This window comes from Actinomadura livida (genome assembly GCF_014648675.1).
Classification (GTDB): Bacteria; Actinomycetota; Actinomycetes; order Streptosporangiales; family Streptosporangiaceae; genus Spirillospora; species Spirillospora livida.
Window position 1 is genome coordinate 191511 of record NZ_BMRO01000007.1, and the last position, 15663, is coordinate 207173.

Below are 15663 nucleotides of genomic sequence, written 5' to 3' on the forward strand. Positions count from 1 at the left end.
CGGGCTCGCCCAGGACTCCGTTGACCATGTATTCGGCTAGGAGCCGTGCGCTGCCGGGGGTGACGGCGATGCCGGACAGCGCGTCGCCGAGCGTGGGGACGCGCGCGGCCTCCACGGCGAGTTCGGAGACGGCCCGGAGCCGGAACCGGGAGCGGACGGCGCGCGGGAGCCGCGCTAGGTGAGCGTGAACAGGGTGACGACCGCGGCGAGGAGGAGTGTCAGGAGGGTCGTGGTCAGGACGGCGGTGGGGTCGGCTGCGCCGGCGCCCTCCGGGAGGTTGCGCCGGCGGTGGCGGAAGCTCGCGCTGCTGCGCCGCAGTTGCAGGGCCGCGCCGCCGCAGACGACGGCCGCTGCCAGCGCCGCGCCCGCCGCCGTAGGGGCGAGCCGGACGCACAGCAGGCCCGCGGCGATCAGGGCGAGGGTGGTGCGGGACCACGCGAGCGCCGTCCGCTCCGGCTGCGCGCCCGGATCCCAGAGCCGTCGGGACCTCACCGGGCGAGGAGGACCGCGACCAGCAGGACGACCGACGCGACGGCCAGCCCGTACGCCATGACCGGGGCGAGCGCGGGCGGCGGCAGCGTCTCGGCGCGGCGCAGCGCCCGCTCGGTGCGGAGCCAGCGGTGGAACGCCAGCACCGCGACCAGCGCCCCGGTGGCGGCGGAGCCGATCGACAGGACGTGCCGCACCGGCGCCTCGACCAGGTCGTCGACGAGCGCGAGGCCGATGCCGGCCGCGATCAGCGCCAGCGCCGTCCGGATCCAGGCCAGGAACGTGCGCTCGTTGGCGAGCGAGAAGCGCGGGTCGGGGTCGCTGCCCTCGGCCAGGAGGCGGCCGGTCCAGCCGCGGCCGGGCGGTTCCGGACCGCGCCCCCGCCCGGAGGTCATTTGACGGCGACGCCGCCGTAGACCCAGGCGCCGCCGCTCGCCGCCGCCTCCGCTTCGTCGGCGTACCACCGGTTGACCTTGACCAGGCCCGGCTCCACGAGGGTGAGGCCGTTGAACAGGCGCAGGATCCGGTCGTGGTCGCGGAAGACCATGGGCGCCGAGGCCTTCTCGTAGGCGTCCTCGATGATCTCGACCAGGTCGGCGGGGCGGTCGTCGAGGGTGCTGTGCGAGATGACGAGGTGGCTGCCGGGCGCCATGCGGTCGGTGAACGCGCCGACGATGCCCGCGGGGTCCTCCTCGTCGGTGACGAAGTGCAGCATGGCGTTGAAGATGACGCCGACCGGGCGGTCGAAGTCGATCAGCCGCGCCACCTCGTCGGAGGCCAGGACGGTCTCGGGGGCGCGCATGTCGGCCTGCAGCGCGGCGGTGCGGTCGTCGGCGGCCAGCAGGGCGCGGGCGTGCGCGATGACGATCGGGTCGATGTCCACGTAGACGACGTGGGCGTGCGGGTGGACGCGCTGGGCGACCTCGTGGACGTTGCCCTGGTTCGGCAGGCCCGCGCCGAGGTCGATGAACTGGTCGATGCCCTGTTCGGCGGTGTAGGCGATGGCGCGGCCGAGGAAGCGGCGGTTCGCGCGCAGGGCCTCGACGCCGTCGGGGATGGAGGTGATGAGGTGGCCCGCGAGTTCGCGGTCGGCGGCGTAGTTGTCCTTGCCGCCGAGGACGTAGTCGTACATGCGGGCCACGTTCGGGGTGCTCGGGTCGATCCCCTGCGGCACGCCTGGCTGTTGCGACACCGGTGATTCCCGTCTGCCGTGGGCGTTGAGCGTCAGGAATGATCTTAGCCCCGGGATCGTGCGAAAGTGATGATTTACCCTGCTCGCTGTGCCACGATGACGCTGATCACTGCCCGGCGCGGGGAGCGTGCATGGAATTCGGCCTCAACGGCAAACTCGTGGACGTCGGTGTCGAGCCCGAGGAGACCGTGGCGGACGTGCTGCGGGACCGGATGGGGCTGACCGGGACCAAGGTCGCCTGCGGGACGGGCGTGTGCGGCACCTGCACCGTGCTGGTGGACGGGCGCTCGGCGGCGAGCTGCCTGCTGCCCGCCGGCGCGGCGGCGGACCGCGAGATCACGACCGTCGAGGGGCTCGGCGGCGACCATCCGGTGCAGCGGGCCTTCGCCGCGCACGACGCGCTGCAGTGCGGCTACTGCACGCCGGGCTTCGTGGTGGAGGCGGCGGCGTTCGTGGACCGCTGGCGGGCCGAGCACGGCACGGCCGAGCCGTCCCGCGAGCAGATCGCCGAGGCCCTGGCGGGGCACCTGTGCCGCTGCGGCGCGTACGCCGGCATCTACGCGGCGGTCGCCGCCGCGTGCGCGGGCGAGCACGACGAGGGGCACGACGGGGGGACGGTGACGCCGCCGCGCGTGGAGGCCCTCAGCAAGATCACGGGCGCGGCGAAGTACACCGCGGACGTCGTCCTGGAGGGGCAGCTCGAAGGCGTGATCGTACGGTCTCCGCACCCGCACGCGAAGGTGGGCGGGATCCGGTTCGACGGGCCGGTGGCCGAGATGCTGCCGCCGGACCGCGTCGTCCGGTACGTGGGCCAGCCGGTGGCCGCGGTCGCCGCGCCCACCAGGGCCGAGGCGCTCGCCGCCGCGGCGCGGGTCGAGGTGGAGTACACGGTGCTGCCCGCCGTGCTGTCGCCGGACGACGAGACCCCCGTCTACCCGACCAAGGAGTCCCGCGAGTGGGCTCCGCGCGCCAACGAGGGCCCGCTCGCCTCCGCGAAGTGGAACGGCAACGTGCGCGGCCCCGCCGCGATGAGCTGGCGCGGCGGCACGGCCGGGAAGCGCATCGAGAAGGCCCGGGACGACGACGCCCAGACCCTCGTGGAGGCCACCTACACCACCGGCGTCCAGGCCCACACGTGCATGGAGCCGCACGGCTGCGTGGCCCGCTGGGAAGGCGAGGAGCTGCATCTCCACCTGTCCACGCAGGCCGTGACCCGCGTCGCCGCGCAGGCGGTCAAGCGCTGGAAGCTCCGTCCGGAGCAGGTCCACATCGTGGCCGAGCACGTGGGCGGCGGCTTCGGCTCCAAGGTCAACGTCACGTCCGACGTGGTCGCGGCGGTGGAGCTGTCCCGCCTGCACGGCGCGCCGGTCCGGGTCGTCCTCAGCAGGCCGGAGGAGCTCGTCGACGGCGGCACCCGCCCCGGGGTGCGCATCGAGCTGGCCCTCCTCGCCGACGCCGACGGGAAGCTGTCCGCCTTCACGATGGACGCGCACGGCGACTCCGGCGTCTCCATCGGGTCCAACGCGGCCTGGCACTCGCGGTTCTTCTACGGCAACGCCCCCCGCCGGATCCGCGACTACGACCACGTCACCAACCGCGCCCCCGGCATCCCCTTCCGCGGCCCCGGCCTGCCGCCGATGCTGTGGGCGCTGGAGCAGGGCGTGGACGAGATGGCGCTGCGCCGCGGCGAGGACCCCATCGAGCTGCGCCGCCGCTGGGACGGCAACGCCAAGCGCCACGCGCTGTACGACCGGGCCGCGGCCCTGCCCATGTGGCGCGACCGCACCGATCCCGGCGACGGCCGCATCCGCCGCGGCGTGGGCGTCGCGGCCGCCAACTACATGTACTTCCTCGACCCGGGCACCAAGGTCTCGCTGACCGTCGAGCAGGGCGCCGTCGTCGCCCGCATCGCCACCCAGGACATCGGGACCGGCAGCCGCTCGGTGATCGCCGAGGTCGTGCGGTCCGCGCTCGACCTGCGGTCCGGTCAGGTGCGCGTCGAGCTCGGCAACAGCGACCACGCCTACGGGCCGACCTCCGCCAGCAGCTGCTCCACCCCGTCCATCGCCCCCGCGGCCCAGGACGCGGCGGACCGGCTCCGCAAGGCCCTCGGCGCCCGCTCCCTCGAAGACGCCGAGGGGCTCCACGTCGTCGGCAGGCGCCCCCGGGACCGCCGCGGATACGTCACGCCCTTCCCACTGGACCACTTCGCCATCGGCCGGGGCTTCTCGGGGGCGGTCGTCGTCACCGAGGTCGAGGTGGACACCCTGCTCGGCCGGATCAGGCCGACCCGCGTCTGGAGCGGCGTGACCGCCGGCCACGTCTACGCCCCCCGGCTGGCCCGCAACCAGTGCGAGGGCGGGGTCATCCAGGGCATCGGCTACGCCCTGTACGAGCAGCGGCACGACGACCCGGCCACCGGCACCGTGCTCACCGCGAACCTGGAGGACTACCGCATCCCAGGCATCGCCGACACCCCGGAGATCGACGTGTACTTCCACACCGAGGGCTGGGACCACGTGCCCGGCCGCGGCATCGGCCTCGGCGAGGTCTGCACCATGGCGGTCGCCGCGTCGATCGGCAACGCCGTCCGGCACGCCACCGGCCGGCGCCCGCACGACCTGCCCATCAGGCCCGACCTGCTGCTGGAGGGGATCGGCGCGTGACCACCATCGAGGCCGCCGCCCAGGCCGTCCGCGACACGGGCGGCGAGCTCCGCGCCGGCGGCACCGACGTGATGAGCCGGGCGGCGGGCACCCCGGTCGACCTGCTCGGCATCCCGGGCCTGCGCGGCACCGAGTGGCGGCCGGACGGCTCCGCCCGCATCGGCGCCCTCACTCCCATCGCCGACGTGCTCGCCGACGACCGCCTGGCCGCCGCCTATCCCGCGCTCGCCGCGACGGCCGCCGCCATCGCCACCCCGCAGATCCGCAACGTCGCCACCGTCGGCGGCAACCTGCTGCAGCGCAACCGCTGCTGGTACCTGCGCCATCCGGCCTTCACGTGCCACCAGACGGGAGGCGACAGCTGCCCCGCCCGCGACGGCGCCCACCTGTACTCGGCCGTCGTCGACCAGGGCCCCTGCATCGCCCCGCACCCCTCCTCGCTCGCCGTCGCCCTGCTCGCCTATGCCGCGACGGCCGACGTCCACGGCCGGTCACCGCTGGGGATCGCCGAGCTGTACGGGGACGGCGCCGACCCGACGCGCGACCATCTCCTGGACCCCGGCGAGATCCTCCAGGCCGTGCTCATGCCCGCGCCCACGCCGGGCGAACGGGCCGCCTACCGCCGCGCCACGGCCCGGGAGATGGCGGAATGGCCCCTGGTCGAGGCCGTCGCGCGGCTGACCCTCGACGGTGACACGGTCACGTCCGCCGCCGTGGCCGCCGGCGGAATCGCCCGCACACCCCTCCTCCTGCCCGAGGTGGCCGGCGCCCTGGTCGGCAAGCCCGCCACGGAGGAGACCCTGACCGCAGCTGCCGACCTGGCGGCCGCCCGCTGCAACCCGTTGCCGAACAACGCCTACAAGGTGGCCCTCCTCCGCGCCACGCTGATCGACACACTCACCGCCTGCTCGTCCCCGGGCTGACCACCGAGGCCCTGAACGACCCGCGTCCGCGTGCCGGCCGCGTGGTCAGCGGAGCCGGTGGTGGAGGGGCGCGGCCAGCTCGGTGGTCGTCAGGATCAGGGCGACGGTGTAGTCGACGAGGTGGTCGCGGTCGATGTCGAGGTCGCCGCGGAACCAGTTGGTGAACAGCTCCCAGAGGCCGGCCGTGAGGGTCAGCCCCGTCAGCTCCAGGTCGGTGTCGGTGAGCGAGACGTGGTCGAGGGTCTGGTGGGCCTGGGCGGCGAAGATGCCGGCCAGCGTCCGGATGATCTCGACCCGCCGCTGCTGGAGCAGGGGCGACAGGGGGAAGGCGTGGGTCAGGATGTGCGCGCGCCGCGGGTCCGTGGTCAGGAAGTCGAACACGGCGGTGACCACGGCGCGGGTGCGGGCCTGCGGATCCCGGGGGGCCTCGCGGGCGGCGGACAGGATCACGGCGGTGCCCTGGGCGACCTGGTCGTCGATGACCGCCAGGAGCAGGGCCTCCCGGTCCGGGAAGCTCTCGTAGAAGTAGCGGTCGTTGAGCCCGGCCTCGGCGCACACCTTCCGCACGGTCGTGGCCGCCCAGCCGCGGGTGCCCAGCAGTTCCAGCCCGGCCGCGAGCAGCGCGGCGCGGCGGCGGGCCCGCCGCTGGTCGGCGGGGACGCCGCGGTAGGGGCGGGCGCGAGGAGGCTGGGGTGGCACAGCCCCGATTGTGCCGCATCCCTTGACTTCGGCCGCAAATCTGGAGACCGTACACACCAGATACTTCTGGTGTGCTGCTTCACCAGATTGGTCGCGGTAAGACGGGAGCGTGAGGGCCGGTGGCCACGGAGAACCCCCCGCAGCTGACGCTGGCGGACATCGACCTGAGCGACCTGCGGTTCTGGGCTCGCCCCTTGGACGAGCGGGCGCGGGCCTTCGCGATACTGCGCGCCCACCCGGAACCGGTGTTCTCCACCCTTCCGAAGCTTCCCTTCCTGCCGCAGAGCCCCGGATCGTGGGCGCTGGTCCGTCATGAGGACGTGACGGAGGCCAGCCGCAACCCCGAGGTGTTCAGCAGCGAGCCCAGCGCCACCAGCCCGGCCGACATGCCGCGCTGGATGGACAAGTACTTCAACTCGATGATCGACATGGACGACCCGCGGCACGCGAAGATCCGCCGGATCGTGTCGCGGGCGTTCAGCCCCAGGATGCTCGCCAAGGCCGAGGACGACATCGCCAACCGGGCCGCCCGGATCGTGGACGAGCTGATCGCGACCGGCGACGGCGATTTCGTGTCCCGCGCCGCGGCGCGGCTGCCGGTCGAGGTCATCTGCGACATGCTGGGCATCCCCGCCCGGCACCACCGGCGGGTGGTGGACCTGACCAACATCATCGTCGGCTACAGCGACCCCGAGTACGTGGGCGCCACCGTCGAGTACAGCGGCGGTACGCCGAAGCTGGGCCGGGTCGACACGGTCCGCATGCTGGGCACGATCGCGTCGGCGGGCTGGCGGCTGCACCGCCTGGCGGCCCAGCTCGGCCGGGAGCGCAGGGCCACGCCCACCGACGACCTGACCTCGGCGCTGGTGAACGCCAACGTCGACGGCGAGCGGCTGAGCCCGCGCGAGTTCGCCACGTTCTTCCTGCTGCTGGTGGTGGCCGGGAACGAGACGACCCGCAACGCGATCGCGCACGGCCTGAAGCTGTTCACCGAGCACCCCGAGCAGCGCGAGCTGCTGCTGGCCGACTTCGACGGCCGCATCGCGGGGGCCGTCGAGGAGATCGTCCGCTACAGCAGCCCGGTCATCTTCATGCGCCGCAACCTCACCCGCGACTACGAGATGAACGGCCACACCTACCGCAAGGGCGAGCGGGTGACGCTGTTCTACTGGTCCGCCAACCGCGACGAGTCGATGTTCAGCGACCCCGACCGCTTCGACATCACTCGTTCGCCGAATCCGCACGTCGGGTTCGGCGGACCCGGCCCGCACTTCTGCCTGGGCGCCAACCTGGCGCGACGGGAGATCACCGTGATGTTCCGGGAGCTCTTCACCCGCCTGCCCGACATCACCGCGGGGGAGCCCGACCGGCTCATGTCCGGTTTCATCAACGGCTACAAGCGGCTGCCCTGCACGTTCACTCCTCCGGCCACCTCGTCCGCGCCGGCCGCGCCCTGACGGGAGGCCAAGGCGGCGATCATCCGTGGCGGGTGGGGGCGTTCACGGCGTCCGGTGAAGTTCGTCCGCGAGGGCGGCGATCGTCTTCTCCGGATGGGTCGTTCCGGGGAAGTAGGCGCAGACCCGTTCGGCCACGTCGCCGAACCGGGCCTTGATCTCGGCGGCGCACTCGGCCGGCGTTCCGACGACCGCCAGGGTCCGCGCCATCGTGTCGTCGATCAGCCCGACCATCGTCATGACGTCGCCGGTCTTGGACAGCGCCCGCAGCTCGGGCTGCAGATCCCCCCAGCCCTCGATGTCCAGGACCGGCCGGTACGCCGGGGTCGAACCGTAGAACGCCAGCAGCGCCTTCACGCCGAAGGTCGCGGCGGCGATCTCCTCGGGCGTGTCGCCCATCGCGACGATCGCCTGCGGGTACACCTCGACCCGGTCGCGACCCGCCCGCTCCAGGCCCTCCGCCACGGCCGGGAGCGTGCGCTCGCGGAAATGCCGGTGGCTGTGGAACGGCATGACCAGGAGCCCGTCGGCGACCTCGGCCGCGGTCCGGGTCATCACCGGTCCCAGCGCGCCGAGCAGGACCGGCGGGACGCCGTAGGGGTTCGGTCCGGGGACGAACGTCGCGGGCATCAAGGTGTGCCTGGTGAACTCGCCGCGGAAGTCGAGCGGGGTGCCGTCCTGCCAGGAGTTCAGGATCGCCTTCACCGCGAGCACCGCCTCGCGCATCCGGGCGGCCGGCCTGCTCCACTCCGAGCCGTACCTGTTCTCGATGTGCGGCTTGATCTGCGAGCCCAGCCCGAGCCGGAACCGGCCCTTGCTCAGCAGGTGCAGGTCGTAGGCCATGTTGGCCAGGTTCATCGGGCTGCGGGGGATCGCGATCGCGACGTTCGTCATCAGGTCGGCCGGCGGCACGTCCGGTGAGCCGGCCGCGACGATCAGCGGCAGGAAGACGTCGTGCGGGCCCTCGAAGGTGAACAGGCCGTCCACCCCCGCGGCGATCAGCTCGCGGGCGCGCCGCGCCGCCTCGTCCGGCCTGCCGTCCAGCTGGACATCGAGTTTCACTGGCCGATCTCCGTTCCGCACGGCGCCCCGCGTCCGCCGGCAAGTGGCTGGGATTGCTGGACCGAGCCTCGCATGCCGGAGTCGGGGCCCGCACCGGTGTCGGAGATCAGTTGTAGTTGACGGTGTTCGGGCTGGGCTGGAGAGTGCCCTGGGTGAGCGTGCCGGGGCAGATGTCGCGCTGCCCGCCCCGCCAGGACACCTCGGCGGGGAGCCAGGAGCCGTGCCACGACACCGCCCAGCCGCCGGCGGACGGGCATTCCGGGCTCGTGCCCCACTTCAGCCCGGCGTAGGCGGTCGCTCCCGGACGCAGGGTGATCCGCATGCCGGGGTTCGGGTGCGGTTCGCGAGCGCCTTCCACGGCCGCGTAGTGCGGGCCGCCCCCGCCGCCCTGCCCGAGCGGCGCCCAGCCGCCGGGCAGGACGCAGTCCGCCGTCGACCTGTTGGACAGCGTCAGGACCGCCAGCACCTTCTCCTCGGAGTCGGACGGCTGCTCGTGCAGCTCGGCGATGAGCTGCCCCGGAAGGCATACGGGGATCTCGTAGCCGCCCGCCCGCGGGGACGTGGACGGCTCGTCACCGCCGGGGGAGGAGCCCGCCAGCGGCCCCGCCTCCTCGGGCTCCACGGCGGTCCCGGGCTCCTCGGCGGCGGGCTTGGGGTCGCCCACGCTGAAGTCGAAGCTGCATCCGGTGACGGAGAGTGCCAGCGCGAGCCCGGCTCCGGCAAGCGCCACGAAAGAACGACGGTCGGCACTCTGCGTCATGGTGGGGACCCCCTCGCCTCTTTGGTCAGTCGAAGGATGAGATGGCCGGTATGCCGGATAGGTTCGGAAGAAATTCCAGGTCGTCCGGTTGCCGCGTTCGCTCCCGCCCGGACCGGCCGGGCCGTCGGCTACGCCCGGCGGGTCACCATCTGTAGTCGAGGAACTTGCCGTCGAACGTGATGACCACCCGGTCAGTTCGGCCGGGTGAGGGTCATGGCGACCGGGCAGTGGTCGGAGGACTTGGGGTGGTCGCGGCCGACCCCGGGGAAGTGCGGGCCGGGGTACCGGTCGGCGCGCAGCGGCAGGCCCTTGCGCATGATCTCGGGCGGGCCGGGTTGGCGGCGGCCAGGGACCGCCCAGCACGCGGGACCGGAAGTGCTTGAGGGTGTCGACGTTCTCGACCTCCTGCAGGCACAGCACGTCGGCGTCCAGTTCCTTGACCGCGGCGCCGGTGAGTTCCTTGTCGGCCAGCGACAGCGGGTGGAAGGCGGTCTTCTCGACCGTCCAGCCGTCCTTGCTGACCGTGCTCGGATCGACGCCCGCGTCGAACCTGAACCGCGCGAAGAGGTTCTCGGCGTTGAACGTCGCCACCCGGATGCTCATCGCGCCCCCATACCTGCCCGCGGCTGCCGCAATGCAGATAGTTACGACAAAACACACCATCCACTCTGTGGTCAACGCAATGCCACGAACGTGCCCAAGTCGGCCACGGCCGCGTCCTGCCATCCGGGAGGGCGCCGGAGTGAGGAACGGACGACCACGGGTACCGCCTGACCTGAGGGTTCATCTAAGGGGGCAATTCATGCGGATCGCCATCATCGGTGCCGGCAACGTCGGGGGCGCGATCGCGCGTGCCTGCGTGCAGACCGGACACGACGTCGTCATCACCGCCGCCGACCCCGGCAACGCCCAGGACGTCGCGAGCAAGACCGGGGCTCAGGCCGCCGACACGAACGCCGCGGCGGCCCAGGGTGCCGACATGGTCGTGCTCGCCGTGCCGTACGCCGCCGTCGAGTCCGTCGCGTCAGAGATCGCCGGCGGCGTCTCCGGCCGCGTCGTCCTCGACGCCACCAACCCGCTGAAGCCCGACTACTCCGGGCTCGCGGTCACCGACCGCTCCGCCGCCGAGGTACTGCAGGAGTCGCTTCCGCAGGCGGCGGTGGTCAAGGCGTTCAACACCGTGTTCGCCACAAACCAGGCGGATCCGGTCGTCGACGGCACCCGGCTGGACGGGTTCTACGCGGGCGACGACGAGGCGGCCAAGGAGAAGGTCGCCGACCTCCTCACCGCCGTCGGCTACCGTCCCATCGACGTCGGCGGCCTGGCCGCGGCGCGGGCGCTGGAGCACATGGCCTTCCTCAACATCTCGCTCAACGCCGGCCACGGCTGGCAGTGGCGCTCGGGCTGGAAGCTGGTCGGCCCCACCACCTGACCGCCCACCGCGCACTACTGCTCCGGCTGCGGCGGCGCGGATCGTATGTACGGCGTGAGCAGTTCGCGGGCGAGCCGCCGCGCGGCGCGTTCGGACAGGCCCTCCTCGATCATGCGGCTCAGGGTGTAGACGAGCGACTGGACGAGTTCGGCCGTCCGGTCGGGGTCGGAGGCGCCGTGTTCGGTCAGCGCCACGCGGAGCGGCCCCTGGAGCTCCCTGTGCAGCAGCCCGCTGGATTCGGCCAGCGTGTCGGTGCGGCCGAAGGCGGCGAGGGCGCGGACGAGCGCGTGGTCCCCGCGGGCGACGAGGCGGAGGTTGGCGTAGACGTAGGCCAGGATCCGGTCACCCGGGCCCTTGGCCCGTCCCATCCGCGCCCGGACGTAGGCGGACCAGCGCGGGAACGTGTCGACGATGAGGGCGTCGAGGAGATCGTCCCGCGACTTGAAGTAGGCGTACACGCTGGAGCGGGCGAGCCCGGCCCGGCGGGCGACCTCCGCCATGCTGGGCGCCCGCTCGGACTCCTCCGCCAGCAGGGAGCGGGCGGCGTCGAGCAGTGCGGCCCGCTGCGCGGCCCGGTGCTCCGCCACGGTCGGCGCCTGGATCTTCGGCACGCGGCCCCCTTCCCCCCGGCCCGCCCGCCCACCGACCGCCCGGCCGGGACGGTCAGGTGAGTGCGGTCAGGCGCCCGTCGACCATCTCGTACACCGTGTCACAGTGTTCGAGGACGTCGTGGTCATGGGTCACCATGACGGCCGCCACGCCGTGCTGCCCCGCCTCGCGGGCGAGCAGGCGGACGATCTCGTGGCTGCGCGCCCGGTCCAGGGCGGCGGTGGGCTCGTCGACGAGCAGCACGCTCGGCTCGGTCACCAGCGCCCGCGCGATGCCGACCCGCTGCCGCTCCCCGCCGGACAGCCGGTGCGGGTGCCGGCCGGCCTTGTCCGCCATGCCCACGTCCGCCAGCAGCTTCATGGGGTCGCGGCCGGAGCGGGCGCGGCGCGGCCGGAACCGCAGCGGAAGCCGGAGCTGGTCGAGGGCGGTGAGCGCGGGGATCAGGTTGCCGGACTGGAACACGAACCCGATGTGCTCGCGCCGCAGCTTCGCCCTGGCCCGCGCGCCGACCGCCGTGATGTCGATCCCGGCGACCGTGACCGTGCCCCGGTCCGGAGTGGCGAGTCCGCCCGCGACCGCGAGCAGGCTCGACTTGCCCGCGCCGGACGGGCCGACGATGGCGGCCAGCTCTCCGGGACGCACCGCGAGATCGACGTCGTCGAGGGCCTGCACGGTCTCGGACCCGTCGCCGTGCTGGAGGCAGACGCCGGTCATCACCAAGCCCTCGTGATCGGGGGTGCGGCGATCGGGCGTGCTCGTGTCGCCTTCCCGCGGCCCGGGGGCCGGCGCGGCCTGGCTGGTCATCGGTTCCCTCCGAGGGCGGTGGCCGGGTCGATGGACGCGATGCGGGCGACGGCGGCACCGGCGCCGACGAGCCCGAGCATGACGATGCCGGCCGCGGCGGCCGTGACGCTCGGCGCGCTGAGGGCGAACGGCACACCGCCGCCGGTGATGAGCGAGCCGAGCCCGACGCCGATCCCCGCGCCGATCGCGACGGCGGCCACGAGGAGCAGGAACGCCTGGGTGAGTGCATCGCGCAGCAGCCAGCTCCTGGACGCGCCCATGGCGCGCAGCACGGCGACCTCGTGCCTGCGCTGGATCGCCCAGACGGCGAAGAACGCCCCGACGACCAGGGCGGAGATGGCGTACAGGAACCCCTGGATGAGCTGCAGCGTGGACGTCTCGGCGGTGTAGCCCGGCGAGGCGCCGTAGGACTCCTCCAAGGTGAGGCTCTCGGTGCCGGCGGCGGCGTCCCCGGCGGCGAGGTCGACCGAGGCGCCGGGCTCCGCCCGCACCGCCACGGCCGTGATGTCCCGGGTGGCCTGCTCGGGTACCGTGCCGCCCTGCCGCACCCCGGCCTTGATCAGCTGCCAGGCGGGCAGCGGCACGTAGGCCACGTCGACATGGCCGAACGTGTCCTGTCCCCCGGTGGCGCCGATGACGCGGAGTTTCGTCCCGAGGCGGTCGACGGTGATCGTGTCGCCGATGCGCAGGCCCGCGTCGAGCGCAGTGCCGGCGACGACGATGCCGTCCGGGCCGTTCAGCCGCGAGCCCTCGCTCACCTCGGGGGAGAGGAACGAGTCCGGCGCGACGCCGAACAGCGCGAGGTCGATGTCCACGCCTCGGTCGCTCTTGGCGTTGATGAGCGCGTTGCCGTAGGGGGCGGCCTCCGCCACGCCCGGCCGGCTCCGCCACGCGTCCACGGCGGACACGTCCACCACGCTGCGGGAGAAGGCGGCGTCGTGCTGGACGCCCCGCTCGAACGCGAACGAGGTGACCGGCAGGTTCTGCAGCCCGGACACGCCGTCCCTGACCAGCCCCACCGACAGCCCGGACAGCATGACCATGAGGACCGCGATCAACGCTACGACCGCCCCCATCAGACCGAACCGGACCTTGGCGAACCGCAGCTCGCGGAGTGCGAGGAACATCAGCCCCACATCCGCATTTTTATCGACATCACGTCGCCAACATATCAACACGGTGTCGACAAGATTCCCGGGGCCCGGCATGGGCGCCGGGTGCCCGAGACGAGACGTGACCCCGTGCTCTGATCCGGCAAAGGATCAGAGCACGGGGTCACGTCCGCGTGCGTTGCGTCCGCGCTCGGTCAGCGGAGCGGAGGCACGGCTCGCTGGGAGAGGCCCAGGGCGTACTCGGGCCACCAGGCGCCGGCCGCCGGATCCACCACACCGTATTCGGGGTCCTCCGGACCGGCCGTGCCGCGGGTGCACTGGCCGTCGGATTCGCCGGGGCGCTTGATCCACAGGAAGGCGTCGACGAGAGGCTCACCGGTGCGCGTCGAGGGCCGCTCGCCAAGACCCCGGCCTGGCGGGTTGCACCAGACCTGCGGGTCGGAGTACTTGTCCGCCGGAGGCGTCCACGGCCCCTGGCCGTTGCGGCTGGTGTCCAGGACGAAGTGCGGGAGCTTGCGCTCGTGGTCCCGGACGGTGGCCAGGTCGTCCTCGGAGCAGCTCGCCGCGCCCGTCTTCTGGCGGAAGCGCAGGCACTTGGACAGCCGGGTGCCGTACGCGACCAGCTCGTCGGTGCTGCGGTAGTTGGAGACGTTCAGCGCGAAGCCGTCCGCCCTGGCGATGCCGCCCTTGAGCAGGCGGCTGGCCATGCCGAGCTGGGCGCTCGGTACGCCGTACCCGGCGTCGTAGTCGTTGAGCTGCTGCCAGTCCGAGTGCCCGGAGTCCACGTAGACGCCGGTGCGCGGCAGCCGCTGCAGGGTCCGGATCGCGTAGTTGATCTCCCGGAAGCGCTGGTCGACCAGAGCCATGTCCTCGGGCGTGCCGGTGGAGCCGCCGCCGCCCTCGTTGCACCACGGCTCACTGGACAGCAGCGCCAGCCCGTCGGGCTCGACGATCACCACGGCCCGGCCGCCGCCGATCCCCTTGGCGAAGGCGTCGATCCACGCCCGGTACGCGGCCTCGCTCGGCGCGCCGCCCGCCGAGTACTGCGAGCAGTCCCGGCCCGGCACGTAGTACGCCACCAGCACCGGGACGGCGCGCTGCCTGGCGGCCTTGACCATCGTCTGCCGCACTCCCGCCCTGACCTCCGCGGGGGTGCCGCTGGTGAACCAGACCGCCTGCGACACCTTGGACAGGGCCCGCATGTGCGCCGCGTCGTCTTCGCGCCCCGCGTCCGCCCAGATGTCGGCCTGCCGCCCGGCGTTGGTGTCGGGTTCGACGTAGAACCTGGCCTTGCCGGCCAGCGGATCGTCATGCCCTAATGCCTGCGCGGGCGGCGCGAGGACCGCGACGGTGCTCGCCGCGGCGACGGCGAGGATCCCGATGCGTCGTCTCATCCGGTACTCCCAGGTTCTCGGGGTGGCGCGGAAGCTGTGGGAGCGCTCCCATGCAGGGAGTCTGATCACCCGCCGAATATCCGTCAAGACCCAACATCCCAGCGCGGCGGCGTGACCGCAGTCGGGCGGCAGTCAAAGCGCATTGGGCCGCAGCGGGACGGAAGTCCGTCCGCATCGCCCCCCGGGACCCTCGGTGTCACCACCAGCAAGACCGACATAGGGGGTCGGAAATGTCCGAGAGAAGGATGGTCCGAGCGGCCATCGGCGTGCCGCTGGCCGTCGCACTCACCTTGACCGCAGCCTGCCTGCCCGAAGACGCCGCCGACCCGGACGGGTCCGCGGCGTCTCCCTCGGCCGCCAACGGCATCGACAAGCTGAAGCCGACCGACGCCTTCAAGCGCGCCACCGACGCCACGCTGGCGGCCCGCTCGGTGCGGGTCCGCGCCAAGGTCAAGGACGCGGAGGCCGGCACCATCAACCTCGACTTCACCTACGCCGGCCGCGACCGGGCCAAGGGCACCATGCAGATCGGCGACCAGAAGGTGGAGATGATCAGGATCGGCAAGGAGGAGTACCAGAAGGGCAACAAGGCGTTCCTCAAGGAGACCGGCGGGAACCAGGCGGTGTCGACCTTCAGCGGCATGTGGATGAAGACCACGCAGAAGGGCGGCAGCGGCTTCGGCGCCCTCTCAGGGCTCGGTGACCTCGAAGGGCTCCTGAAGGAGATGGAGGAGGGCGGCCTCGAGGGCTGGACCACCGGCAAACCGGGCAACACGGCCGGCACGCCCTCGGTGCCCCTCAACGGCGCCGGAGAACAGATCCACCTCGCCGCGGAGGGGCCGCCGTACGTCCTCCGCATGAGCGACGGCACCGACTACTTCGACTTCCTCTCCTACGACAAGCCGGTGACCGTCAAGCGCCCCCCGGCCCGCCTCGTCGTCGATACGAGCGGTTGACCCCCTCCGCCCGCGAGGCGAGGAGATCCATCCGGGAAGCGCCGGGTTCCATCCGGTAGGGGGAGAGGGAGCGGGCCGCCGGGATCACCGATCCCGGCGGCCCGTACTGCG

General features: G+C 72.8%; 16 protein-coding genes. 5 read left to right on the forward strand and 11 right to left on the reverse strand.

Annotated elements, in window-relative coordinates; genetic code table 11:
• Positions 1 to 174: 174 nt before the first annotated feature.
• Genes IEZ03_RS18330 through IEZ03_RS18340 form a run of 3 tightly spaced genes read right to left on the reverse strand, consistent with a single transcriptional unit; the run spans position 175 to position 1681 of the window.
• Complete coding sequence (locus IEZ03_RS18330; RefSeq protein WP_184881760.1) at positions 175 to 492, reverse strand: DUF202 domain-containing protein; 318 nt, start codon at positions 490 to 492, stop codon at positions 175 to 177.
• Positions 489 to 884 carry a YidH family protein gene (locus IEZ03_RS18335; protein ID WP_184881762.1) on the reverse strand — a complete coding sequence of 132 codons (396 nt, stop codon included), beginning with the start codon at positions 882 to 884 and terminating at the stop codon, positions 489 to 491. The genes IEZ03_RS18330 and IEZ03_RS18335 overlap by 4 nt, the downstream gene beginning before the upstream one ends.
• The gene (locus IEZ03_RS18340; protein ID WP_184881764.1) at positions 881 to 1681 is read right to left on the reverse strand and encodes an SAM-dependent methyltransferase; all 801 of its coding nucleotides are present in this window, start codon (positions 1679 to 1681) and stop codon (positions 881 to 883) included. Before IEZ03_RS18340 ends, IEZ03_RS18335 begins: the two co-directional genes overlap by 4 nt.
• A gap of 131 nt (positions 1682 to 1812) precedes the next feature.
• On the opposite strand from IEZ03_RS18340, the gene IEZ03_RS18345 reads away from it, so the two are divergent.
• A complete protein-coding gene (locus tag IEZ03_RS18345) occupies positions 1813 to 4347 on the forward strand; it encodes a molybdopterin-dependent oxidoreductase (RefSeq protein WP_184881767.1) in 2535 nt (844 codons plus the stop codon).
• Positions 4344 to 5270, forward strand: a complete 927-nt coding sequence (locus tag IEZ03_RS18350; protein WP_229808380.1) for an FAD binding domain-containing protein — start codon at positions 4344 to 4346, stop codon at positions 5268 to 5270. Before IEZ03_RS18345 ends, IEZ03_RS18350 begins: the two co-directional genes overlap by 4 nt.
• 45 nt (positions 5271 to 5315) lie before the next feature.
• On the opposite strand, the gene IEZ03_RS18355 is transcribed toward IEZ03_RS18350, so the two are convergent.
• On the reverse strand, positions 5316 to 5969 hold the full coding sequence (locus IEZ03_RS18355; protein WP_184881769.1) for a TetR/AcrR family transcriptional regulator: 654 nt from the start codon (positions 5967 to 5969) through the stop codon (positions 5316 to 5318).
• A 119-nt stretch (positions 5970 to 6088) separates the two neighbouring features.
• Between IEZ03_RS18355 and IEZ03_RS18360 the strand changes: the two genes are divergently transcribed.
• The gene (locus IEZ03_RS18360; protein WP_229808381.1) at positions 6089 to 7426 is read left to right on the forward strand and encodes a cytochrome P450; all 1338 of its coding nucleotides are present in this window, start codon (positions 6089 to 6091) and stop codon (positions 7424 to 7426) included.
• Positions 7427 to 7468: 42 nt separating this feature from the next.
• On the opposite strand, the gene IEZ03_RS18365 is transcribed toward IEZ03_RS18360, so the two are convergent.
• The 3 genes from IEZ03_RS18365 to IEZ03_RS38580 form a co-directional block, all read right to left on the reverse strand.
• Entirely contained in the window at positions 7469 to 8485 is a 1017-nt protein-coding gene (locus IEZ03_RS18365; RefSeq protein ID WP_184881771.1) for a TIGR03617 family F420-dependent LLM class oxidoreductase, read from the reverse strand.
• 106 nt (positions 8486 to 8591) lie between these two features.
• On the reverse strand, positions 8592 to 9215 hold the full coding sequence (locus IEZ03_RS18370) for a DUF4232 domain-containing protein (RefSeq protein ID WP_184881773.1): 624 nt from the start codon (positions 9213 to 9215) through the stop codon (positions 8592 to 8594).
• Between the two features lie 221 nt (positions 9216 to 9436).
• Positions 9437 to 9562: a hypothetical protein gene (locus tag IEZ03_RS38580; protein WP_268248545.1), complete on the reverse strand. Its 126-nt coding sequence runs from the start codon at positions 9560 to 9562 to the stop codon at positions 9437 to 9439.
• 365 nt (positions 9563 to 9927) lie between these two features.
• Between IEZ03_RS38580 and IEZ03_RS18375 the strand changes: the two genes are divergently transcribed.
• Entirely contained in the window at positions 9928 to 10677 is a 750-nt protein-coding gene (locus tag IEZ03_RS18375; protein WP_373293651.1) for an NADPH-dependent F420 reductase, read from the forward strand.
• Positions 10678 to 10691: 14 nt separating this feature from the next.
• Here IEZ03_RS18375 and IEZ03_RS18380 read toward each other — a convergent pair whose 3' ends face one another.
• The 4 genes from IEZ03_RS18380 to IEZ03_RS18395 form a co-directional block, all read right to left on the reverse strand.
• A complete protein-coding gene (locus IEZ03_RS18380; protein WP_184881777.1) occupies positions 10692 to 11288 on the reverse strand; it encodes a TetR/AcrR family transcriptional regulator in 597 nt (198 codons plus the stop codon).
• A gap of 52 nt (positions 11289 to 11340) precedes the next feature.
• The gene (locus tag IEZ03_RS18385) at positions 11341 to 12000 is read right to left on the reverse strand and encodes an ABC transporter ATP-binding protein (protein WP_229808410.1); all 660 of its coding nucleotides are present in this window, start codon (positions 11998 to 12000) and stop codon (positions 11341 to 11343) included.
• A gap of 86 nt (positions 12001 to 12086) precedes the next feature.
• Positions 12087 to 13217 carry an ABC transporter permease gene (locus tag IEZ03_RS18390; protein ID WP_184881781.1) on the reverse strand — a complete coding sequence of 377 codons (1131 nt, stop codon included), beginning with the start codon at positions 13215 to 13217 and terminating at the stop codon, positions 12087 to 12089.
• A 179-nt stretch (positions 13218 to 13396) separates the two neighbouring features.
• Complete coding sequence (locus IEZ03_RS18395; RefSeq protein ID WP_184881783.1) at positions 13397 to 14596, reverse strand: glycoside hydrolase family 6 protein; 1200 nt, start codon at positions 14594 to 14596, stop codon at positions 13397 to 13399.
• A 230-nt stretch (positions 14597 to 14826) separates the two neighbouring features.
• Here IEZ03_RS18395 and IEZ03_RS18400 point away from each other — a divergent pair, with 230 nt between their 5' ends.
• The gene (locus tag IEZ03_RS18400; protein WP_184881785.1) at positions 14827 to 15552 is read left to right on the forward strand and encodes a hypothetical protein; all 726 of its coding nucleotides are present in this window, start codon (positions 14827 to 14829) and stop codon (positions 15550 to 15552) included.
• Positions 15553 to 15663 lie beyond the last annotated feature (111 nt).